We start from the raw sequence: 22888 nt of genomic DNA on the forward strand, positions 1-22888 counted from the left end.
GGTAAGAATACCTTTTAAACGTTAAAATTAGCATCAAAGAAGTACAATAGAAGATTATCGATGAACACAACTATTCAAATTAATGAGCTCGAATCATTGCTCATAGCAATAATCGTGCTTTTTCTAGGTTACTTTATTAATAGTAAAGTTTCGATTTTAAGAAAATATAACATTCCAGAGCCGATTGTTGGTGGCTTGGTTGTTGCTGTTATTATCACAATTTTTCATTTCCATGGGTTTGATATTAGCTTCAAGCTAAGTATGAAAAATGCGTTAATGGAAATGTTTTTTGCAACAGTCGGTCTTGCTGCTAGCTACAAACTATTGGCTAAAGGTGGATCACGCGTATTCTTATTCTTAGCACTAGCAACAGTATTTATCGTTATTCAAAATGCCGTTGGTGTTAGCTTAAGTAAGCTGCTTGGTCTTGATCCGCTTCTGGGACTTGTTGTTGGCTCGATTACATTATCGGGTGGTCATGGTACAGGTGCAGCTTGGGCGCAAACCTTCTCGACTGACTATGGCTTAAACACGCTTGAATTGTCGATGGCGTGTGCAACGTTTGGTTTAGTGATGGGTGGTATTATTGGAGGCCCTGTTGCTCAGCGTCTTATTAATAAATACAATCTAAAATCAGACTTTGGTGAAAGTGGTAATCACCACATTGATCATCCAGATCTTGTAACATACAGCGATAAAGAAGAAGATCGTATTACCTCAAAGAATACGATTGAAGTGCTATTTATTCTTCTTGTCTGCGTTGCTGGTGCATCACATGCAAAAGAGTTTGTTGATAGCTTCGGTATTAATGCGCTTCGTATTCCTGAGTTTGTATACGCACTTTTCATTGGTGTCTTCATTACTAACGTTTGTGAGGGTACTAAGTGCTACAAAATCAATAAGGAAACCGTTGATGCCTTAGGTACTATTTCATTATCTTTATTCCTTGCTATGGCACTTATGAGCCTACATTTATGGGAATTAATGGATCTTGCTTTACCTATGCTGGTTATTCTTGTAGTACAAACCATTGTGCTCGCTCTATTTACTTATTTCGTTACTTTCCGCGTAATGGGTAAGAATTACGATGCAGCAATTATTGCAGGTGGTCACTGTGGTTTTGGTATGGGTGCAACACCAACAGCTGTAATGAATATGGGTGCGCTTGTATCTCGAAATGGACCATCACCACAAGCATTTATGGTTGTACCTATTGTAGGTGCTTTCTTTATTGATATTACTAACCTTCTTGTTCTACAAGGCTATATTAGTTTCCTTGGACACTAATTTAAGTAATAACACTTAATACTGTATAAAGGGAAAAGAGTGATCTTTTCCCTTTATTACTATAATTCCTTTTTAATACTCAACATTACCTCAAACAAATAACAACTCAGTTACATCCGCCTTAATTAAAAGCGCCATTCAAATTCAGTTACACTCTAACTTTCATACTTTCATCTCATTTGTAACAAACAATTTCTAGCCAATTTTAAATTTAAATAATCTTGATAAGATTCGCGCACTTTAAAAAACCCATTTAGATATAACATTATTTTCGTTGGCAAAGTGATTTGCTAACATCGTCTTAATTGAGAGAAGTATGAAAAAATTTGATAGAGCAATGCAGATCTTACTTGCTGGATTCTGCATTAATTTGTGTATGGGTATTCTTTACGCATGGAGTGTTTTCAAAAAAGCACTTGTTGTTGATTTAGGCTGGTCAAATGCCGACGCTTCACTACCCTACACTGTTGCGATTATTACCTTCTCATTATCATTATTAGTAGCAGGTATTCTTCAAGACCGTATGGGTCCACGACGTGTACTCATTTTAGGTACAGTGATGGTTGGCCTAGGCATGATCATTTCAAGTTTTGCCACCTCTCCTATGCTACTGATCATAACATTCGGTATCTTAACGGGTAGTGGTATCGGTTTTGGCTACGCATGCTTAAGCCCTTCTGCAATGAAATGGTTCCACCCTTCAAAGAAAGGCCTTGTCAACGGTTTAATTGCAGCAGGCTTTGGTTTAGCAGCTGTATACCTAGCCCCACTAACATCTTTCCTAATTAAAGAAGTTGGCATTAACACTAGCTTTTTAGTTTTAGGTATTGCAGTACTTGTTATTGCAGTGCCACTTGCTTGTACTATTAACAATCCACCAGCAGGCTATACACCAGAGGTACCTGCAGGTTATGACGTAAATAATAAATCAGGTAATGTTGCTGACCTAAACTGGCGTTCCATGTTAAAAACACCACAGTTTTACTCTCTATGGGTAATGTATGCATTTGCTTCTGCATCAGGTTTGATGATCATTGGTAACATCACTTCTATTGCAGCAACGCAAGCAAACATCGCTGATGCAGCATACTTAGTTGTTATATTAGCAATATTCAACTCTGGTGGTCGTGTAGCTGCTGGTATTTTATCTGACAAGATCGGTGGCATTAAAACACTGATGATTGCCTTTATTATGCAAGCAATAAACATGGTTATGTTCGCAACGTTTACGTCTGATTTCACATTAATTATTGGTGCCGCTGTTGCAGGTATTGGTTACGGTACACTACTTGCTGTATTCCCATCCATCATTGCTGATTTCTATGGCTTGAAAAACTATGGGGCAAACTATGGCGTACTTTACACCGCTTGGGGCGTAAGTGGCTTCATTGGTCCCGTTGTAGCTGCGTTCGCTGTTGATACTACAGGCACATATACACTGGCATATAGTGTGTGTTCTATTATGCTTGGTGTTGCCGTTGTGCTTTCTTTTGTGACCAAAAAAGTAGATTCAGTCGCACTGGCAGCAAAAGCTGCAAACGCATAACGAACAAAAAAACACTTAAGGAAGACTCAATTTTATTGAGTCTTTCTTGTTTGTAAGACAGTATCTCCCACCTTTTAACAAATTAACAATAACAATCCAAGTAATGTAAAAATATAAGGCTTAAATGCTTTATTAACTAATTTAATGCGATATTTAAATTCAAAATAAAACAAAACACTGAACACTTTAACTACAACTAAATACACCCACCGCAATGCATAATAAATCACACTTATGCACATTAAATATTTTAAAGCCCCTCGCCTTACAACTTATACCTCATTATGATTAACTTTAAACAACCGTTTAAATAAAGCTACAACGCAAGAAACACACCAATATATCGTCATTATCATCATCACTAATACCACACTTTTAAAATCAACCACCGTGAATAATTAGTCACAAATAGTAATGATTACTATTTTATTCTAATTTTCATCTTGTTAGCTTTTCGTGATCTACATCTTTTTGCTCACTAGACCTTTTCTTTTCTCTTCCTATAATTAACAACTGTTAACATGTTGTTAAAATTATTAACTGATGCATTTTTAATTTCACATCAAGACCAACAAAGGAAGGTACAAATGGCTAATAAATTATCAGTGGTATTTGCGGCGTTAGCCTCTTCAACTGCCCTTTTTGCTGCAAACGCCAATGCTGAAGCTACGTTAGACAAAGTGATGAAACAAGGTTATGTCCAATGTGGCGTAAGTGCAGGTCTACCTGGTTTTTCAAATCCTAATGCAAAAGGTCAATGGGAAGGCCTTGATGTAGAATTCTGTCAAGCTATTGCGGCAGCAACCATTGGTGATAAATCAAAAGTTAAATACATCCCACTGACAGCAAAAGAACGCTTTACCGCATTACAGTCTGGTGAAATTGATGTTTTATCACGTAATACTACATGGACACTTCACCGTGATACATCATTAGGTCTGAACTTTACTGGCGTTAACTATTACGACGGTCAAGGTTTCATGGTGAAAAAAGACATGGGCATAAAAAGCGCAAAAGAATTAGATGGTGCAGCAGTTTGTGTGCAATCAGGTACAACAACGGAGCTTAACCTTGCTGATTACTTCCGAGTAAATGGTATGAGCTATAAACCTGTTGTATTTGATACTGCACCTCAAACGTCTAAAGGCTTTGATTCTGGCCGTTGTGATGTATTAACAACAGATCAATCGGGTCTATATGCTTTACGTTTAAACTTAAAAGATCCAAGTTCAGCCGTTGTACTACCAGAAATTATTTCTAAAGAGCCTTTAGGCCCAGTGGTACGTCAAGGTGATGACCAATGGTTTAACGTTGTTCGCTGGACACTCTTCACAATGATCAATGCAGAAGAATTCAATGTTACCTCTGCTAACGTTGATAAATTAGCAAAAGAATCAAAAGATCCAAACATTCGTCGTCTTATCGGTTTAGATGGACCAAAAGGTAAAGGTTTAGGGCTTAAAGATGATTGGGGCTACCAGATCATCAAGCAAGTGGGTAACTACGGCGAGAGCTTTGAACGTACTGTTGGTGAAGGTTCACCACTTAAAATCAAACGTGGTTTAAATGCACTTTGGACGAACGGTGGTATCCAATACGCACCACCAATTCGTTAATCGTTCGTATAAGACATTTACTAACAAAATAGTACAACGTAGCACTATATAGGGATTCGGTAACGGGTCCCTAATTTTACATCTCAATAGGAACTGAGGTTGTTGTATGGCTCCTACACCAAATACATCGGATGTATCTAATCCAAAATCCAAACAGAATATTTTTTATAACCCTACTTTTAGGGCTATTATTTTTCAAGTTATTGCTGTTATCGGACTGGTATTCTTTTTTTACTCTATTGTTAATAATGCCCTCACCAATTTAGAGTCTCGTGGTATCTCAACTGGATTTGACTTTCTTAGCCAAGAAGCAGGATTTGGTATTGGATTAACATTAATAGATTATGATGAAACTTATACCTATGGGCGAACCTTTGTTGTCGGATTATTAAATACTGCGTTAGTCGCAGCATTAGGGATTATCCTTGCTACAATTATCGGCTTTATCATGGGTGTCGCTCGCCTATCTTCAAACTGGTTAATCAGCCGTTTAGCCGCTGTTTACATTGAAGTATTTCGTAATATTCCTTTATTGCTTCAAATCTTTTTTTGGTACTTTGCTGTACTCCAAGCACTTCCTTCTCCTCGACAAAGCATCAGCTTAGGCGAAGCTGTTTTTTTAAATATTCGCGGACTCTCAATACCCAACCCAATATACGGTTCAGGTTCTGAAATTGTTGGCTGGTGTTTAGCTATTGCCATTGTTATTTCTTTGTTCTTTTATCAATATGCTAAGAAAAAACAACAACAAACAGGTCAACAACTTCCCGTATTATTAACCGTAACAGGATTAGTTTTAGGCTTACCACTGATCGCCTTTTTTGTCACAGGTATGCCCATTGAATTGGAATACCCAGAACTTAAAGGTTTTAACTTTAAAGGCGGAATCACGATCCTTCCTGAACTTGCAGCCCTTTTGCTGGCACTAAGTATCTATACCGCTTCATTTATTGCTGAAATTGTTCGTTCAGGTATCAATGCAGTCAGTCATGGTCAAACCGAAGCCGCTGAAGCATTAGGGTTATCGAGAAATAAAACCTTACGCCTTGTCGTTGTACCGCAAGCACTGCGTATCATTATTCCACCACTCACTAGTCAATATTTAAATTTAACCAAAAACTCATCACTTGCAATGGCCATTGGTTATCCCGATCTTATTTCTGTCTTTGCAGGAACAACATTGAACCAAACTGGTCAAGCTATTGAAATCATTGCAATGACCATGGCTGTCTATCTCACGTTAAGCCTACTCACCTCTTTGGTGATGAATATCTATAACAAGAAAGTCGCGTTGGTGGAGAGGTAATCACTATGAATAAACATCAATTTCAACCCGATCTACCACCACCAGCCAATACAGTAGGGGTTATAGGCTGGTTACGTACCAACTTATTTTCCTCTTTGACCAGCAGTATCGCGACATTTATCTTAGGTTACTTTGCTATTTTAGGCATTTGGTACATCGTTGAATGGGCATTTATTAATGCTGACTGGACAGGAGATAGCCGTGATGCATGTACCAGTAGTGGTGCGTGTTGGACATTTATTAACGTCCGCTTTGATCAGTTTATGTTTGGTTTTTACCCAACAGAAGAGCTGTGGCGACCTAAACTTTTTTACGCAACATTAGCCCTTTTTATTGGGCTATTAGCTTACGAAAAAACACCTTATCGTGGATGGATCTGGCTATTTTTTGTCAACATTTACCCATTCATTGCTGGCTTTCTCCTTTACGGAGGCATATTTGGCTTACCGATTGTTGAAACACATTTATGGGGCGGGCTCTTAATAACCTTAGTTATTGCCATTGTCGGTATTGTGGTTTCTTTACCTATCGGTGTTGTCCTCGCCTTAGGACGACGTTCAGAAATGCCTATAATCCGTAGTATCTGTACAGTTTATATTGAGTTATGGCGTGGTGTTCCACTGATCACCGTACTCTTTATGGCGTCGGTAATGCTACCACTCTTCCTTTCAGCAGAAATGGAAACCAATAAATTAATTCGCGCACTCATCGGTGTGGTTATGTTCAGCTCCGCTTATATGGCGGAGGTTATTCGCGGAGGCTTACAAGCGATCCCGAAAGGGCAATATGAAGCTGCAGATGCATTGGGCTTAACGTATTGGAAGAAAATGTACCTTATCGTTCTACCTCAAGCGTTAAAGATTACTATTCCCTCGATCGTAAATACGTTTATTGGCTTATTTAAAGACACCAGCCTAGTACTTATTATCGGTATGTTTGATGTATTGGGTATAGGACAAGCAGCCACCAGCGATCCGGAATGGTTAGGCTTTGCAACTGAAAGCTATGTCTTCGTTGCTTTAGTCTTCTGGATCTTCTGTTTTGGTATGTCACGTTACAGTATTTATTTAGAAAACAAATTGCACACTGGGCACAAACGTTAGCAAGGACAGCATTATGACGAGTAGTACTTCAAAACCTAATACGGATAACACCAGCTCTGATCTTATGATCCAGTTAACTGATGTGAATAAATGGTATGGTCAATTCCATGTTCTTAAAAATATTAACTTGCAAGTTAAAAAAGGCGAAAAGATAGTAATTTGTGGTCCTTCAGGATCAGGTAAATCAACCATGATCAGATGTATTAACAGCCTAGAAGAACACCAAAAAGGACAAATTATTGTTGGCGGTACAGAGCTAACTGATGATTTAAAAAATATCGAATTAGTACGTAAAGAAGTCGGTATGTGTTTCCAGCACTTCAACCTCTTCCCTCACCTAACGGTATTAGAAAATTGTACCCTTGCCCCTATTTGGGTGAAGAAAATGCCAAAGAAAGAAGCTGAAGCTTTAGCGATGAAATACCTTGAACGCGTACAAATTACCGATCAAGCGAATAAATTTCCTGGGCAACTTTCTGGTGGTCAACAACAACGTGTTGCCATCGCCCGTTCACTTTGCATGAATCCACAAGTCATGCTGTTTGATGAACCTACGTCAGCACTCGATCCAGAAATGGTAAGAGAAGTGCTTGATGTAATGGTTGAACTGGCAAATGAAGGCATGACGATGCTTTGTGTGACTCACGAAATGGGTTTTGCACGACAAGTCGCTGATCGGGTGATATTCATGGACCAAGGAGAAATCATTGAAGAAAATAATCCTCATGATTTCTTTGATAATCCAAAATCTGATCGTACCCAGTTGTTCTTAAGCCAAATATTACATTAAGCCGTATAATTTAAATGTTTCAAAGAAAACAATTGATTAGTACTACTGATCATCGTTACTTTGAAACATTTACTTACATATTAATCTGATTTTCATCACTACGGTTAAGTAATATACGAGCCAAACAATGATAACGTGCTTCAGTACAAATATTTTAATGTTGAGTGCTTAGTTAAACTTGCTTTTGTGGTAATTTGGCCTCATATATAAATTAATAGTCTCAATATAACTACCCTAAGGGGATTTTTATGAACGATCGTATAGTTAATCGTGACAGCGGTTACGAAGGCTTACTATCTACCAACAAGGTTCTACGTAACACCTACTTCCTACTTTCGTTAACTTTGTTATTTTCTGCAGGTATTGCAGGCGTAGCGATGGCAATGAATGTACCACCAGTACATTGGATTGTGTTACTTGTTGGTTTCTACGGTTTAATTTTCTTAACCGAACGTAACCGTGATAGCAGCTTAGGTTTAGTTTTCGTGTTCGCACTGACTGGATTTATGGGTTATACATTAGGCCCAATTCTAAACATGTATGTTGGCGCAGGTATGGGTGATGTTGTAATGACAGCCCTAGGTGGTACAGCAGTAACTTTCCTTGGCTGTTCAGCTTATGCACTAACGACTAAGCGTGACCTATCGTTCTTAAACGGTATGTTAATGGCAGGCTTTATCGCCATTCTTGTGGCTGTTGTTGCTAATATCTTCTTGAAGATGCCAATGCTATCACTGGCTATTAGCGGCATGTTTGTCTTGTTCTCATCAGCTGCAATTCTATTGACTACACAGTCAATCGTACGTGGTGGTGAAACAAATTACATTTCAGCAACAGTAACGTTGTATGTATCTATCTACAACCTGTTCCTAAGCTTGTTGCAAATTCTTGGTGTTATCAATAGCGATAACAACTAATAACAGCCGTTATTCAGATTCTAAATGCCCGCTAACATGCGGGCATTTTTATATCAGCAGTAGTCAGATACATGAACATAGTGAACAGTTTTACTTGCAGCACTGCACCACACTCACTATGCTTTGAGCCGTAATGAATACCGAGGCTCACCATGCTTGAATTTAATAAAAAAGAAATCGAAACAGATGCACAAGGCTATCTGAAAAATGTTAGTGACTGGTGTGAAGAACTTGTCCCTTTACTTGCAGAAGAAGAAGGGATTGATCTTTCTGCTGCGCACTGGGAAGTGATTCATTTTGTACGCGAATTTTATTTAGAATTTAATACATCACCAGCTGTCCGTATGTTGGTTAAAGCAATGGCAAAAAAATACGGCGAAGAAAAAGGAAATTCTCGTTATCTTTATCGCCTGTTCCCTAAAGGGCCAGCAAAGCAAGCAACAAAATTAGCTGGGTTACCAAAACCAGTAAAATGTATTTAATACACTACTGTTACTAATGCTCTGTGGTCACAGAATACGCCTTTACTTGGTATTTTGTGACCCTCTGTTATTAACAACAATGGCTACTTAATAGTAAATCCATCAACATGCCGCCATTCAAGCTCTTCAGTCGTTATAGATTTAACATCAGCTAGTTTTACCCCGCTTCCTAACCAAACTAATAACGCATCTATATTTTCTTTTTCACCACAAGCTAAAATTTCCACACTGCCATCAGGTAAGTTTTTCGCATAACCTTTTAAACTGTATTTCAAACCTTCATGTGCAGTATGAAAACGAAAGCCCACACCTTGCACACGACCTGTAACATTCGCTCTCATACATAATTGTGACATTCATCACCTCAAGTTATAAGCAATTTTGTCGATATAAATCTAGTTCTGCCACCAATATTATCTCGCAACCACTTATCTATACTAATTAGGATATAAGTATGAAAGAAGTCTCTTTTCGATGGATCGATAAATACCTTATACACTTAAAAATCACAGAAAAATTTTACTTACTTTTTCTTCTTCCGTTTGTCGCTATTATCTTTGTTAGTGCTATTTTAGTTGACGCTGCATATCAACAACGCTCAGAAATAACACAGCAACAACTAAACCTGACCGCTAATATCCTCCAACAACAAAATATTTCTTCTACTGATGCTGCAATTTTACTGCAAAATAGCGCAATAAAAGTGACAAGTTCATCATCAGATTCTGTATTAGTGAACGGTCAAAATTATGGTTTACAAGCTGTAACACAAACAGGACTATTCGATTACTTATCAACAACACAACTTGTTGTTACAGGTGTTTTGCTCGTTATTATTCTTGCCTCTGTGTACTACATCATGACCTTTATTGGTGGTGCGATGTTTAACATGCAAAAAGCACTACAAAGTTTAGCCGATGGCGATCTCACTAATCGATTAAATTTCTTCCCTGTTCGTGATGAATTCAGCCTTATTGCTATTACTATTGATAAAGTCGCAGAACGAGAACAACAACTCGTACTTGCAACACAGCAAGCCGTAGCGCTAATGCAGCAAATCAGTGTAGATTTACATCGTCGCAGTAATAACAGCGGTGATTTATCACAATCTCAACAAAGCCATTTAGATTCACTGGCAAGTGCTACTGAGGAAATGGCAACGTCCATTCGAGAGGTAGCTACTCACGCCCACGAAACATCACTGCAAACTCAAGAAGCACAATCGGTAAGTGAAAATGGTCGTGTAAAAGTAAGCGAAACAAAAAATGCGATTTCGATTCTTTCTAATGAAATTAATTCCGCTGCTCAAGCAGTATCTGCGTTAGATAGCAATGCGGCAAAAATTGATGACGTTGTCACAACCATTAATGGTATTTCAGAACAAACTAATCTGCTTGCATTAAACGCAGCAATTGAAGCAGCACGTGCTGGTGAACAAGGTCGTGGTTTCGCCGTGGTTGCTGATGAAGTACGTACTCTTGCAGGTCGCACCCAAAGTGCAACAGTTGAAATTCAGCAAATGATCGAATCACTACAACAAAATAGTCAACAGCTCATTGCGGTTATGAAAAATACCGTTGATAACGCTATTAATAGTGAGCAGTTGATGGATTCAGTCGATAGCGAAATTGGTCAAATTAATGAGCGCAACCAAGGGATCTCTGATCGTAGTTCCGAAATTGCAGCGGCTGCTGAACAACAAGGTGCTGTTGCTGAAAATATCGCAAGCAGCGTTGAACAAGTTCGCACCCAATCAAGTAAAATTGCACAGATGATCGGTGAATCAAATAATGAAATTAAACAACTAAGCCAACAAGCCCAAACGCTTGAGCAATTAATGAGTGGTTTAAAAGCTTCATAACCTGTTCAGTTGCTTAATTCCCCTTTTATGCCGCTATCTTGTTTGTATCCGATAAGATGGCGGCTTTTTCATTTGATTTTATATGCCTAGAGAAAGATAATACGCCCCCACTCGAATTCCATACTGGGCATGTTCATGACAGCTTCTATTTATTTGGTAAAAGGCCGCGAAAAATCACTACGTCGTCGCCACCCTTGGGTTTTCTCTCGCGGTATTGATCGCATTGAAGGTAAACCAGGCTTAGGCGAAACCGTCGATATTTACGACAACAAAGGCGAATGGTTAGCAAAAGGCGCTTATTCACCACAATCACAAATTCGCGTTCGCGTATGGAGTTTTGAGAAAAACGAAAATATCGACGTTAACTTCTTTATTAAACGTCTTAATCAGGCACAAGGTTTGCGCGATATTTTAGCTGCGCGTGATGGCTTAACCGGTTATCGTTTAATTGCAGCAGAATCGGATGGTCTACCGGGCATTACGATTGACCGCTACCAAAACTTTTTAGTTTGTCAGTTACTCAGTGCTGGTGCTGAAGCACAACGTGATGTGCTGATTGAAGCGCTTCAACACTGCTACCCAGAATGCAGCATCTACGAACGTTCTGATGTTTCTGTTCGTAAAAAAGAAGGTTTGAAACAACGTACAGGCGTTCTTCATGGTGAAGAGCCACCTAAATTTGTAATGATTGAAGAAAACGGCGTTAAAATTAACGTTGATATCGTTGGTGGCCATAAAACAGGTTTCTACCTTGACCAACGTGACAGCCGTGAAGCTTCGGTTAAATACGTTAACGGAAAACGTGTCCTTAACTGTTTCTGCTACACTGGTGGTTTCGGTCTTTATGCACTGAAAGGCGGCGCTAAAGAAGTGGTTAACGTTGATGTATCTCAACACGCGCTTGATACTGCATTACAAAATGCACAAGACAACGGCTACCCTGTTGAAAATGCACAATTCTTAAATGCTGATGTATTTAAACTGCTACGTGAGTACCGTGATCGTGGCGAGTTATTTGATGTTGTGATCATGGATCCACCAAAGTTTGCTGAATCTAAATCTCAGCTTGTTGGTGCATGTCGTGGTTACAAAGATATCAATATGTTAGCAATGCAAATTCTTAAACCTGGTGGTACGTTACTGACTTACTCTTGCTCAGGTTTAATGGATAACGGTTTATTCCAAAAAATCATTGCTGATGCTGCTCTTGATGCGAAACGTGATGTCCAATTTATTGAGCGTTTTAGCCAAGCGGCGGATCACCCATTAGATAGCGCCTACCCTGAGGGTTTCTACCTAAAAGGCTTTGCGTGTTACGTTAAGTAATCATCAAATTAGCTTTAATTAGTGCCTGATTTAACGAAAGCCCAATGAACATAATTCATTGGGCTTTTTGTCTTTTAACTGTCTATATGCTTAATTACAAACAGACATTATTTGTCATTGGTATTAATAAAAGAATACAATATGAAAATACCAGTAGCGTATTTTGCTATCGACAAATACAAGGAATTAACATGAAACTTCGTACAGCACTTTTTACTCTAGCCGTTTGTGGTGTGAGCTTCTCATCTTTTGCTAACGTTTCGCTTACTCTACCCGACTCAGCTGATCTTGTACTTGTTAATGGTACAAAAGCGCAAGGCAACGGCCCGCTTTCATTAAAAGATGGTAATAACCAAATCGCTTTTCGCTATGAAACTAACTACCGTGAAAACGGTGATACTCACCTTTTCAAATCTGAAGTTGTGATCGTCACATTCGATGGCACTAACGCAAACTACACATTAAATCTGCCTAAAATTCATAGCCAATATGAAGCTAAAGCATTTAACAAGCAGCCAAATGTTGTAATTACAGACAATCAAAATAATGATATCACCATTAAGCAAGATGTATTAATCAAAAATGGCGTTCAAATTGGACGAGATTTTCAACAAGAAATCGCTAAGTATAATTTAAGCAATGCACCTGCAGCTCTAGCCTCTGCTATTTCAGTTTCTGTACCTCAAGTACAACAAATTACCGTCGAAAAAAGTGGAAAAGTCGATCAAGCCTACGTAACCAAGATGCTAAATTACTGGTACAAAAAAGCAGACAAGGCAACACAAGAACAATTCAAGTCTGCTATTAATAAATAAGTAATTTATAAAATTTAATTGAATCAATAGGATAGCTTACAACTCGTAGCTATCCTACATGTTGCATTATAAAAACACAGCGTAAAAAAAGCATTTCCCCGCTACTCATCCGACCACAATAAAGTCCTTAATACTGTTGAAGACTTGCTTTTAATTCAACAAAAGCAATTTTATTTACATTTTATTTACATCTTTCCGAGAGCATGTCTGAAGATCAGTACATCGCATCGTGCAAATTTAGCTGTCAGCATTATAGTTTTTTTACGGCACTCAAAAAGATTCACACAAGAATAACGGACAAACTGAGTGTTGCTTATTTTACTGAAACTAAAAGGATACCTAATGGATAATGGTAAACATGGAACGATGAGGAAAGGGATTTTCACTCTTAGTACTCTAACTATGTCATGCTTATTTGCATTCAACGCACAAGCTGCTGTTGATTGTACTGACCTTACAGAATGGAAAAGTGACAGCGTTTATACGGGCGGCGATCAAGTTCAACAAGCAGGTGTTGCGTATAAAGCAAACTACTGGACACAGAATAACTCACCAAAAGACAACAACGGTCAATACTCGCAATGGCTTCAACTCGATCTTTGTTCTGGTGGCGAGCCACCTATCGACCCACCTGTAGATCCAGTAGAAAATGCGGCACCAACTGCAAGTATTACTGCACCAACAGCTACGGCGGCGATCACCACAGGTGAAACTGTTCTCATTAAAGCAAATGCAACCGACACTGACGGTACTATTGCTAAAGTTGACTTCCTAGTCGACGGACAAGTTGTTGGTTCAACTACAACTGCACCATACGAGTTTGCATGGACAGCAACAGAAGGTGTACATAGCCTTTCAGCGATGGCTTACGATGATCAAAATGCAGCAAGTAGCCAAGCAAGTGTTAGCGTCGATGTCGCACCTGAAGGACCAGTTAACGAAGCGCCTACCGTTTCTGTTGCTGTTTCAGCGACAAGTGTTGAGTTAGGTGAAGTTGTTACTATTACTGCTGACGCAGCAGATACTGATGGCACGGTAGAAAAAGTTGATTTCTACGTAAATGGCGTACTGGTTGGCACCGCAGCTACAGCCCCTTATGCTCTTGAATACACAACAGTTCAAGCAGGCAATGCAAAAATCTTTGCTCGTGCAACTGATGACCAAAACAAAACATCTGATTCAGCCGTAAGTTCTGTTGCAGTTAATGGTGCGGTTGTATCAAATGGTTGTCGTCCTGACGGTTTATACCAAACTGAAGGCGTAAATGTACCTTACTGTTCTATCTATGATGAAGATGGTCGTGAAAAGATGGGGGCAGATCACCCTCGTCGTGTTATTGGTTACTTCACTAGCTGGCGTGCAGGCGATGATCCTCAAAGTAGCTACTTAGTTAACGATATTCCATGGGAACAGTTAACTCACATTAACTACGCATTCGTTAGTATTGGTGAAGACGGTAAAGTTAATATCGGTGACACATCAGATCCAAGTAATGCCGCTGTAGGTATGGAATGGGATGGTGTTGAAATCGATCCAGCACTTGGCTTTAAAGGTCACTTCGGCGCACTTGCAACAGCAAAAGCGAAACACGATGTTAAAACATTAATCTCTATCGGTGGCTGGGCTGAAACAGGCGGTCACTTTGGCACAGATGGTGGTCGTGCAGCTGATGGTGGCTTCTACACTATGACAACAAATGCTGATGGTTCTATAAACCATGCAGGCATTGAGAAATTCGCCACATCTGCCGTTGAAATGCTACGTAAGTACAAGTTCGATGGTCTAGATATTGATTACGAATACCCAACGTCTATGGCGGGTGCTGGTAACCCATACGATAAAGAGTTTATGGAACCACGTCGTCCATATCTATGGGCTTCTTACCAAGAACTCATGAAAGTTCTTCGTGAAAAACTGGATGTTGCTTCTGCTGAAGATAATATTCACTACATGCTAACGATTGCAGCACCGTCATCTGGTTACCTACTACGTGGTATGGAAACATTTGATGTAACGAAGTACTTAGATTATGTAAACATCATGTCTTACGACTTACACGGTGCTTGGAACGACCACGTTGGTCATAACGCTGCGCTATTCGATACAGGTAAAGACTCAGAGTTAGCACAGTGGAACGTATATGGTACTGCGGCATACGGTGGTATTGGTTACCTAAATACTGACTGGGCTTACCACTACTTCCGTGGTTCAATGCCTGCTGGTCGTATCAATATCGGTGTTCCATATTACACCCGTGGTTGGCAAGGTGTTAAAGGTGGTGATAACGGCCTATGGGGTCGTGCAGCACTACCTAACCAGTCTGAGTGTCAGGCGGGTACTGGTGAAGGCGAGAAGAACAACTGTGGTTACGGTGCTATCGGTATCGATAACATGTGGCACGATCTTGATCCAAATGGTAAAGAAATGGGTGCCGGCTCTAACCCAATGTGGCATGCGAAAAACCTTGAAAAAGGTATCTTCGGTTCATACACAGCCGCTTATGGTTTAGATCCTGTAAATGATCCACAAGATAAACTTGTTGGTTCATACACACGTAATTACGATGATGTCGCTGTTGCACCATGGTTATGGAACGCAGAGAAGAGCGTATTTATCTCTACAGAAGATAAAGCATCGGTTGGCGTGAAAGCTGACTACGTAATCGATAAAGAAATCGGTGGTATCATGTTCTGGGAGCTTGCGGGCGACTACAACTGTTACTTATTTGATGCAAATGGTAAACGTACTAACACTATTGATGCAACTGAAAAGGCATGTGCTTCTGGTAACGGTGAGTACCATATGGGTAACGCTATGACGAAAGCTATCTACGATAAGTTTAAGTCTGCAACCCCATATGGAAATACAATCGCAACTGGTGCAATTCCAACTCAAGCAATTGATATTGCAGTTAACGTTAGCGGCTTCAAAGTTGGTGACCAAAACTACCCTATCAACCCAACCGTAACCTTTACCAACAACACAGGTAGTGATTTACCAGGTGGTACAGAGTTCCAGTTTGATATTCCAGTTTCAGCACCTGATAACGCGAAAGATCAATCTGGTGGTGGCTTGAAAGTTATTTCTTCTGGTCATACACGTGGTGATAACATTGGTGGTTTAGACGGAACTATGCACCGTGTAGCCTTTACTCTGCCTAAGTGGAAAACACTACCAGCTGGTGAAAGCTACGAGCTAGACTTCATTTACTACCTACCAATCTCAGGCCCAGCAAACTACTCAGTAAACGTTGATGGTAATGAGTATGCGTTTAAGTTTGAGCAACCAAATCTCCCTATCGGCGATTTAAATGCCGGTGGTGGTAATAACGGTGGCGGCGATACAGGTGGTAATAATGGCAACTGTAATTCAGAAGGTCTAAACACTTACCCTAACTGGCCTCAAACAGATTGGCAAGGTACACCGACTCACGCAGGTAGTGGCGATGAAATCATCCATGATGGCGCTGTATACAAAGCGAACTGGTGGACATCATCTGTACCAGGAAGTGACGGTAGTTGGACTAAGGTTTGTAACGTTTAATCAAACTCAGTAAACAGTAATCATAAAAGCAGGTAGCTCGCTACCTGCTTTTTTATTCACTACAATACAGAAAAGTAGGCATTTATACAGATACAATCGTTTACATGGTTACTTTATGCTCAAAAAGTTATTTTTTTGAAAAAAAATGTTTTTTTTACCTTAACTATTTTGAGTCTCTTTTTAATTTTCTAAAACAAATGCTTAGTAAGCTATTACCGAATAAAAGTGAAAATTATAGATTCCAGTTAAAACTGGCAACTATAAATAGAATTAAATGCTGTTCTTTTTTATAACTTACTGTTAATAATGATTTTAGTTTTGTTGTTTATAAAAGAAACACTGTACACAGCATTCCTAACAAACATAGTATTACATTCCCCCTACCTATTAATTCGTTATTTTTATGCTAAAGTTCAATCCTCCGAACATCCCCGTAAGCATTGTTAGATGGTAGTACTGACTTAATGAAAAAAGCAATATGTCTAATAATTCTGATCATGTGTTCATTGTCATTTCAGACTTCAGCGCATGCTCTCAATACAGAAAGAAAGAATACTGACATCGTTGTAGATTACGTTTACCAAAAAGCACATTTGAAAAACAAAATTAACTACAACGTATTTAAACAAGCCTTCATTGCATATAACAAAACCAAAGGCAAAAAAAAGTCATTATTAACAATCATTGACTATAGTAAGCCATCTACAGAAAAAAGATTCTATGTTATAGATTTAAAACAAAATAAGTTGCTATACAAAACATACGTATCACATGGTATGAACAGTGGCCTTCTTAAAGCAGATAAGTTTTCTAATAAAGTCGATTCACACAAGACATCACTAGGTACGTTTTTGACAGAGTCAACTTATACGGGTGGAAATGGTTACTCTCTTAAACTCAATGGCTTAACTCGTGGTAAAAATGACAACGCACTAAAGCGCTATATTGTTATTCATGGTGCAGAATATGTTTCTGAAAAATTTATTAAACGTAATGGTTATTTAGGCCGTAGTTGGGGTTGTCCTGCCCTACCAGAAGCAATTGCAAAGAAAATCATTGATACTATCAAAGGCGGTAGTGTTATTTTTGCTTACGCTTAACTTATTCATTACAACAGGCTGTTAGTATTTAGCTAAAATAAGCTCAATGCTAGCAGCTTTTTTATACCCCTATTTTCAATCACTTATTTTTCCTATCCTCCCATCCATTAAGTTGTGATTTACTTTGTAATGTTAGAATTATTTTAATTTTTCGAGGTTTTTCATGAAAAAAGCACTTGTTATAATTGATTTTATTAATGATATTACTGATCTTAATGGGAAAATCCCCAGTTGCGCTCAACAAGTTATTGATAATAATACAATTAAAAATGCAAACCGCTCAATTCTGTGGGCACAAAAACAACATATTCCTTGTATTTATATCAAGGTAGGCTTCCATAATAATTATCTCGATCTTCCCTTACAATCACCTATGTTCGGTAAAGCACAATCTATAAACGCGTTAAACTTGAACGATTGGGGTACACAGTTTCATCAAGATCTTCTTATTGAAAAAGATGATATTGTGATCACTAAACCAAGGGTTAATCCTTTTTATAACACGCAATTAAATAGCGTATTAAGTGCGAATAAGATCACTGACATATATTTTTGCGGGGTAAGTACAACATGGGCGATTCAATCGGCGGCTAGAGATGCCCATGATAGAGATTATCGGGTGCATATCATTGCTGATGCTTGTACAGCGGCAACAGAAGAAGAACACAATGCATCACTCACAACATTATCTCGTATCGCAACAATACATCAATCGACGGATTTAAAATAAAACGGATGTGAGTTTCATACTTGTAGAATGGTTGAGATAGATAAACCGCATAATCATATTTATATCAAAAGAGAGATTATGCGGTTCTTATCATGATTTAGATATCATCTTCCCAAGGCATATCAGGAAGCGCTGCTAAATTCTCGCTATAGCGCTTTAGATCAAATTTACCCTCATTTTTCATAACATCGAAAACTTCAATAGATAATGCACACGCTATCATTTGAATTGCTTCATCTCGTGGTGTACCGGTCATCACAAGACGCATCAGCGTTTCTTTAACAACTAACGGCTCACCATCAGTCAGTTGATTTTCAACAGTTTCAACAAGCATATCGCCTGTCATGATATCTTCATTTTCCATTATCGTAGCCTATATAAAATTTGGGCTTATTCTAGCCTAACAACTGATCAGGTAATAGCTAACCTAGACCATTAAGCTAAACAATATGTTTAATCATTAACCTTTAGCAATGATAACAACGCAGGTGTTGCCTCTTTCATTGATGTAAAGGAATGCTGAGCGTGAGCGGGTAATTTCATATTATGACTATTTACAAAAACCGCATGAATATTAGCACTCAGTGCTGACATTAACCCAGTACGGCTATCTTCTACCGCAATAGCCTTTTCAGGCAGAACATGCATTGTTTTACAGGCTTGTAAATATACATCTGGCGCAGGTTTATTATTCGCCACTTCATACCCACTAAATACATGCTCAAAGAGTGATAACCAGCCATGTTGCGCTAAAACACCTTGCACGTAATCTTTTGGGGCTCCTGTAACAACAGCCATCGGTACTTTACCTGATAATGTTTTGAGCAATTCATCCACACCGGGCATCGGAGGAATACCTTTTTCAATAATCATCGCCTCTGTTAATGCTTCCATCTCTTTAATCATTACCGTTTTCGTTACTGGTATATTGTATTGAGAAATGAAGTGCTCTGCTATCTGAGGCCAAGTAACACCTGCGTATTGTGACATAAATATATCAGTGCTTAATTCTACGCCATGACTCGCTAAATACTGACTCCAATTCACGGCATGAAAGCGTTCTGAGTCAACAAGCGTTCCATCAAAATCAAAAAAAATTGTTTGCATGTACTACCTGAAAAAGACGAATAACTCTTACTTTATAGCACGGCTGTAACTAACCATGTAGTCTAGTCGTTAATCAAACGCAGGGATCGAACAAAATTCACTCTGTTCAAGTAGTCGCATTGCCTGCTTAATTTCAACAGCAGGACTAAAATAAAACCCTTGAATAAAATGGCACCCCATTTTAGATAAAATACGCACTTGAGCTTCAGATTCCACTCCCTCAGCAACAACATCAAGTTTGAGCTTTCGACTCATATCCATAACGAGAGAAACTAAAATTTGGCTTTCTGTGCTATCTTCTATGTCAATGATGAAACTTCGATCAATTTTAATAACATTTGGTTTATTGGCGATAATAGCGGACATTGAGGAATAGCCTGTACCAAAATCATCAATTGCAATACAAATCCCTTTTTTAGAAAATTCAGATAATAGTTCTAAAATATTATTGCCTTCATCTAATGCTGCTGATTCAGTTATTTCAACCATGATCTTATCAAACGGTAAGTTATATCTCTCTATGACATCGTAAATATATTTTTGATCACAGATTGAAAACTCACGCACAGAACGATTTATAGATATAGATATATCTGTAAAGCCCTGCTGCCGAATATATGCAAGGTCATGGCATGCTTGCTCACAAACTATTCTCCCTAGCTCACCAATTAAGCCATATTTTTCTGCCATCTCAATGAAAATAATAGGTGATATATATCCTTCTTCTTCATCAAACCAACGCGTTAGAGCTTCAAATTTAGATACTTTCCCTGTTTCAATATCAATAATCGGTTGATAAAAAACTTGTATTTTATTCTCTGAAATCGCTTTAATTAGACGATCTTTCAATCTTAATCGACGTAAGTATTCTGCTTGTAACTTTGCATCATAAATAGAAATACCATTACGTCCATTACGTTTTTGTTCATACATTGCATAATCAGCATTCTTTAATAAATCCAAATGTGTCAGTCCACTTTGAGGATATGTAGAGATACCAATACTAATTGTTATATCCAATTGAATAGTATCGATATAAATAGGATTACGTAATGCTTGTATTAATTTTTCAGCATATTTTTTAGCCTCAAAAGATGATTTACCTTTGAGTAAAATAGCAAATTCATCACCACCATATCGACAAACTAAAGTGTTGTCATCACAATATTTTAATAGTATTTCAGCAATGTTTTTAAGTAGTTTGTCACCCACATCATGACCATATAAATCATTAATTGCTTTAAAGTCATCTAGATCTATAAATAAAATTGAAAACTCGTGGCAATAACTAATGTCTACTTTGTTTTCATTAACAAATGTAAGCTCTTTTTCCACCATTTCACTAAAGCAACGGCGATTCATAAGTGTGGTTAGGGCATCATTATTGGCATAGAAGCGTAATTTTTTTTCTGTTTGCTGGCGTACACTAACGTCATGAAAAACACCAACATAGTTAACAACCTCATGATTATCATCTTCAATTTTATTAATAGTCATTTCCTCAGGATAAATATGACCATTTTTTCGACGATTATAAAGTTGTCCTTTCCATTGACCTGTATTTTCCACACTTTGCCACATGTTTTCATAAAACCGTTGATCATGCATGCCAGACGCTAATATGCTTGGATTCTTTCCTATCACATCATCTTTTTTATATCCTGTCACTTGCTCAAATGACTTATTTACCGTAACAATATTATTGCAGTGATCAGTAATAACAATACACTCAGAAGTATTATCAAAGACCGTTTTTGCTAAATTCAATTGCTGAACAGTAGATATTGATTCTGTGATATCAGTTAACACACCAGCTATTTTTTCATTTTCACCAAAATCATCAACTTCAACAACACGACCTTCACACTTAAACCAACGATCAGTTAAATTGCTATCGTTATTAACTGAATAAGGATTTGTTCTAAATTCAAAACTAAATAACTGACAGTTATTATTTTTAATCTTTTTAAAAGCATTAATTGCAGCTCTTCGCTCATCCTTATGAATGATAGATATCCAGTCATGAAACGAATTAACTTTAGCACTATCAACTTGCAACAAATCCCATATTTTAGGTGATGTTATTGTCTGATTTTTTGAAAAGTCATACTCCCATACACCTTCTATAATTGCATTATAAGTAACATGTAATTTATTAGATGTTATAGAAAGCTCTGATGATAAGTGATAAAATTCAGTTATATCTTGAACAATGCCACGTACTAAATTCGTATTTCCGTTATCATCTTTAAATATTTTCGATTCATTTCTAACATATTTAATTTTTCCATTCGGCAATAACAAACGATATATAATATTATAGCTTGAATGTGATGATACTATGATAGTATCCATAAAATGGATAACACGTTCTCTATCTTCAGGATGAATGTATTCCTGAACTAATTTTAAATTTGGTGTTAGCTGCTTATCGACTTCATAAATACGGTAAACTTCTTGGCTCCAAGTAAATGTATTTGTTTGTACATCCCATTGCCAATTACCTAATTTCGCAACACGCTGAGATGATTCCATCTCACTTAATAATAACTTTTTCTCTGCCAATAATGCTAAATACTGAAGTTCTGCCCCCAATTGATAACCAATACTTTCACACCAATTAAACTGGATCGATGTTAGGATCATCGGTTGTTTAAACAAACAAACAAGAATGCCTATCACATCATCATGTTGTGAAAAAATAGGAATACCTAAGTAAGATTCAAACCCATACTCAACCATTAATTTATCTTTAGGATAAACAATGTGTGCTTGAGATTTCAGTAGATAAATGGCGCCACTTTCTAACACTTTTCGACATGGCACATCATCTAACATATAACTAATGTTATTTGCTGTTTTACTACCATTTACGTAATAAACTAATGAGGTCGCTTTCGTGCAAGTTTTATTAAAATAGGCTATATAAAAATGATCTGGCTTTAATTCATCAAATACTGACTGCATGGTATTACAGATAAAATCTTTACCATATTGGTTTCGTTTCAATGCTTTTAGTCCAGTAACCATTAAATATTCTAACCTGATCTGAATGTGACATGTTAAATAGGTATAACGGTTTAATGTACAGCATCATTATATTGAAAAGAAGTTTCTAGACAGAGATGCCTATTTTTATTACACCTACTTTGATTTAAATCAGATTCCTTATTACCTTTTGTACAAAAATAATATTTTTTATTACATTTTTGAAAGCCAGTATATGAAACATTGTTCTATAACACTTTAGCCTTTAAGGTTTTTCTTACCTGATTACCACCGAGACTCAGCTAAGGTTAATAACTTCTCTGGCATCGGTGGTGATTTTGCACCACATTTAATCAGCGTATTGAATATAT

The 22888-nt window shown here is 37.9% G+C and carries 18 protein-coding genes; 14 read left to right on the forward strand and 4 right to left on the reverse strand.

Translation table 11 applies throughout. The annotated features are described in order from the left end of the window. Positions 1-60: 60 nt before the first annotated feature. The 8 genes from gltS to tusE all read left to right on the forward strand — a co-directional run bounded on the left by gltS (position 61) and on the right by tusE (position 9047). Positions 61-1287 (forward strand): sodium/glutamate symporter, encoded by a 1227-nt coding sequence (gltS, locus tag I3259_RS04815; protein WP_238028580.1) that lies wholly within the window; start codon positions 61-63, stop codon positions 1285-1287. 316 nt (positions 1288-1603) lie between these two features. Then, the gene (locus I3259_RS04820) at positions 1604-2833 is read left to right on the forward strand and encodes an OFA family MFS transporter (RefSeq protein ID WP_238028581.1); all 1230 of its coding nucleotides are present in this window, start codon (positions 1604-1606) and stop codon (positions 2831-2833) included. A gap of 587 nt (positions 2834-3420) precedes the next feature. Further along, the gene (locus tag I3259_RS04825) at positions 3421-4449 is read left to right on the forward strand and encodes an amino acid ABC transporter substrate-binding protein (protein WP_238028582.1); all 1029 of its coding nucleotides are present in this window, start codon (positions 3421-3423) and stop codon (positions 4447-4449) included. Between the two features lie 106 nt (positions 4450-4555). Continuing rightward, a complete protein-coding gene (locus I3259_RS04830; protein WP_238028583.1) occupies positions 4556-5755 on the forward strand; it encodes an amino acid ABC transporter permease in 1200 nt (399 codons plus the stop codon). A gap of 5 nt (positions 5756-5760) precedes the next feature. Beyond that, positions 5761-6858 (forward strand): amino acid ABC transporter permease, encoded by a 1098-nt coding sequence (locus tag I3259_RS04835; protein ID WP_238028584.1) that lies wholly within the window; start codon positions 5761-5763, stop codon positions 6856-6858. 64 nt (positions 6859-6922) lie between these two features. Continuing rightward, positions 6923-7648, forward strand: coding sequence for an amino acid ABC transporter ATP-binding protein (locus tag I3259_RS04840; protein ID WP_045083560.1), 726 nt, complete (start codon positions 6923-6925; stop codon positions 7646-7648). Positions 7649-7896: 248 nt separating this feature from the next. Beyond that, positions 7897-8565 (forward strand): Bax inhibitor-1/YccA family protein, encoded by a 669-nt coding sequence (locus tag I3259_RS04845; RefSeq protein WP_045152965.1) that lies wholly within the window; start codon positions 7897-7899, stop codon positions 8563-8565. 152 nt (positions 8566-8717) lie between these two features. Further along, positions 8718-9047, forward strand: a complete 330-nt coding sequence (tusE, locus tag I3259_RS04850) for a sulfurtransferase TusE (protein ID WP_005368340.1) — start codon at positions 8718-8720, stop codon at positions 9045-9047. Between the two features lie 83 nt (positions 9048-9130). Here the strand turns inward: tusE and yccX are convergent, their stop codons facing one another. Continuing rightward, positions 9131-9403: an acylphosphatase gene (yccX, locus tag I3259_RS04855; protein WP_238028585.1), complete on the reverse strand. Its 273-nt coding sequence runs from the start codon at positions 9401-9403 to the stop codon at positions 9131-9133. Between the two features lie 98 nt (positions 9404-9501). Between yccX and I3259_RS04860 the strand changes: the two genes are divergently transcribed. The 6 genes from I3259_RS04860 to I3259_RS04885 all read left to right on the forward strand — a co-directional run bounded on the left by I3259_RS04860 (position 9502) and on the right by I3259_RS04885 (position 18422). After that, positions 9502-10908, forward strand: coding sequence for a methyl-accepting chemotaxis protein (locus tag I3259_RS04860; protein WP_238028586.1), 1407 nt, complete (start codon positions 9502-9504; stop codon positions 10906-10908). Between the two features lie 135 nt (positions 10909-11043). Beyond that, on the forward strand, positions 11044-12234 hold the full coding sequence (locus I3259_RS04865; protein ID WP_238028587.1) for a class I SAM-dependent methyltransferase: 1191 nt from the start codon (positions 11044-11046) through the stop codon (positions 12232-12234). Between the two features lie 191 nt (positions 12235-12425). Further along, complete coding sequence (locus I3259_RS04870) at positions 12426-13049, forward strand: DUF2057 domain-containing protein (RefSeq protein ID WP_238028588.1); 624 nt, start codon at positions 12426-12428, stop codon at positions 13047-13049. A gap of 342 nt (positions 13050-13391) precedes the next feature. After that, on the forward strand, positions 13392-16592 hold the full coding sequence (locus tag I3259_RS04875; RefSeq protein ID WP_238028589.1) for a glycosyl hydrolase family 18 protein: 3201 nt from the start codon (positions 13392-13394) through the stop codon (positions 16590-16592). Positions 16593-17089: 497 nt separating this feature from the next. Continuing rightward, positions 17090-17692 carry a murein L,D-transpeptidase catalytic domain family protein gene (locus I3259_RS04880; protein WP_238028594.1) on the forward strand — a complete coding sequence of 201 codons (603 nt, stop codon included), beginning with the start codon at positions 17090-17092 and terminating at the stop codon, positions 17690-17692. 163 nt (positions 17693-17855) lie between these two features. After that, positions 17856-18422 carry an isochorismatase family cysteine hydrolase gene (locus I3259_RS04885; RefSeq protein ID WP_238028590.1) on the forward strand — a complete coding sequence of 189 codons (567 nt, stop codon included), beginning with the start codon at positions 17856-17858 and terminating at the stop codon, positions 18420-18422. Between the two features lie 97 nt (positions 18423-18519). Here the strand turns inward: I3259_RS04885 and I3259_RS04890 are convergent, their stop codons facing one another. The 3 genes from I3259_RS04890 to I3259_RS04900 form a co-directional block, all read right to left on the reverse strand. Beyond that, the gene (locus I3259_RS04890; protein WP_238028591.1) at positions 18520-18786 is read right to left on the reverse strand and encodes a hypothetical protein; all 267 of its coding nucleotides are present in this window, start codon (positions 18784-18786) and stop codon (positions 18520-18522) included. An 89-nt stretch (positions 18787-18875) separates the two neighbouring features. Further along, on the reverse strand, positions 18876-19529 hold the full coding sequence (locus I3259_RS04895) for an HAD family phosphatase (RefSeq protein ID WP_238028592.1): 654 nt from the start codon (positions 19527-19529) through the stop codon (positions 18876-18878). Positions 19530-19598: 69 nt separating this feature from the next. After that, entirely contained in the window at positions 19599-22559 is a 2961-nt protein-coding gene (locus tag I3259_RS04900; RefSeq protein ID WP_238028593.1) for a GGDEF domain-containing phosphodiesterase, read from the reverse strand. Positions 22560-22888: the final 329 nt, after the last annotated feature.

Source organism: Photobacterium sp. Ph5 (genome assembly GCF_022129445.1).
In the GTDB taxonomy this organism is placed as follows: Bacteria; Pseudomonadota; Gammaproteobacteria; order Enterobacterales; family Vibrionaceae; genus Photobacterium.

Excerpts from the sequence above, each read along its gene's own strand:
- gltS (WP_238028580.1), top strand. The coding sequence starts at position 61 with ATGAACACAACTATTCAAATTAATGAGCTCGAATCATTGCTCATAGCA.
- I3259_RS04820 (WP_238028581.1), top strand. The coding sequence starts at position 1,604 with ATGAAAAAATTTGATAGAGCAATGCAGATCTTACTTGCTGGATTCTGC.
- I3259_RS04825 (WP_238028582.1), top strand. The coding sequence starts at position 3,421 with ATGGCTAATAAATTATCAGTGGTATTTGCGGCGTTAGCCTCTTCAACT.
- I3259_RS04830 (WP_238028583.1), top strand. The coding sequence starts at position 4,556 with ATGGCTCCTACACCAAATACATCGGATGTATCTAATCCAAAATCCAAA.
- I3259_RS04835 (WP_238028584.1), top strand. The coding sequence starts at position 5,761 with ATGAATAAACATCAATTTCAACCCGATCTACCACCACCAGCCAATACA.
- I3259_RS04840 (WP_045083560.1), top strand. The coding sequence starts at position 6,923 with ATGATCCAGTTAACTGATGTGAATAAATGGTATGGTCAATTCCATGTT.
- I3259_RS04845 (WP_045152965.1), top strand. The coding sequence starts at position 7,897 with ATGAACGATCGTATAGTTAATCGTGACAGCGGTTACGAAGGCTTACTA.
- tusE (WP_005368340.1), top strand. The coding sequence starts at position 8,718 with ATGCTTGAATTTAATAAAAAAGAAATCGAAACAGATGCACAAGGCTAT.
- yccX (WP_238028585.1), bottom strand. The coding sequence starts at position 9,403 with ATGTCACAATTATGTATGAGAGCGAATGTTACAGGTCGTGTGCAAGGT.
- I3259_RS04860 (WP_238028586.1), top strand. The coding sequence starts at position 9,502 with ATGAAAGAAGTCTCTTTTCGATGGATCGATAAATACCTTATACACTTA.
- I3259_RS04865 (WP_238028587.1), top strand. The coding sequence starts at position 11,044 with ATGACAGCTTCTATTTATTTGGTAAAAGGCCGCGAAAAATCACTACGT.
- I3259_RS04870 (WP_238028588.1), top strand. The coding sequence starts at position 12,426 with ATGAAACTTCGTACAGCACTTTTTACTCTAGCCGTTTGTGGTGTGAGC.
- I3259_RS04875 (WP_238028589.1), top strand. The coding sequence starts at position 13,392 with ATGGATAATGGTAAACATGGAACGATGAGGAAAGGGATTTTCACTCTT.
- I3259_RS04880 (WP_238028594.1), top strand. The coding sequence starts at position 17,090 with ATGTGTTCATTGTCATTTCAGACTTCAGCGCATGCTCTCAATACAGAA.
- I3259_RS04885 (WP_238028590.1), top strand. The coding sequence starts at position 17,856 with ATGAAAAAAGCACTTGTTATAATTGATTTTATTAATGATATTACTGAT.
- I3259_RS04890 (WP_238028591.1), bottom strand. The coding sequence starts at position 18,786 with ATGGAAAATGAAGATATCATGACAGGCGATATGCTTGTTGAAACTGTT.
- I3259_RS04895 (WP_238028592.1), bottom strand. The coding sequence starts at position 19,529 with ATGCAAACAATTTTTTTTGATTTTGATGGAACGCTTGTTGACTCAGAA.
- I3259_RS04900 (WP_238028593.1), bottom strand. The coding sequence starts at position 22,559 with ATGGTTACTGGACTAAAAGCATTGAAACGAAACCAATATGGTAAAGAT.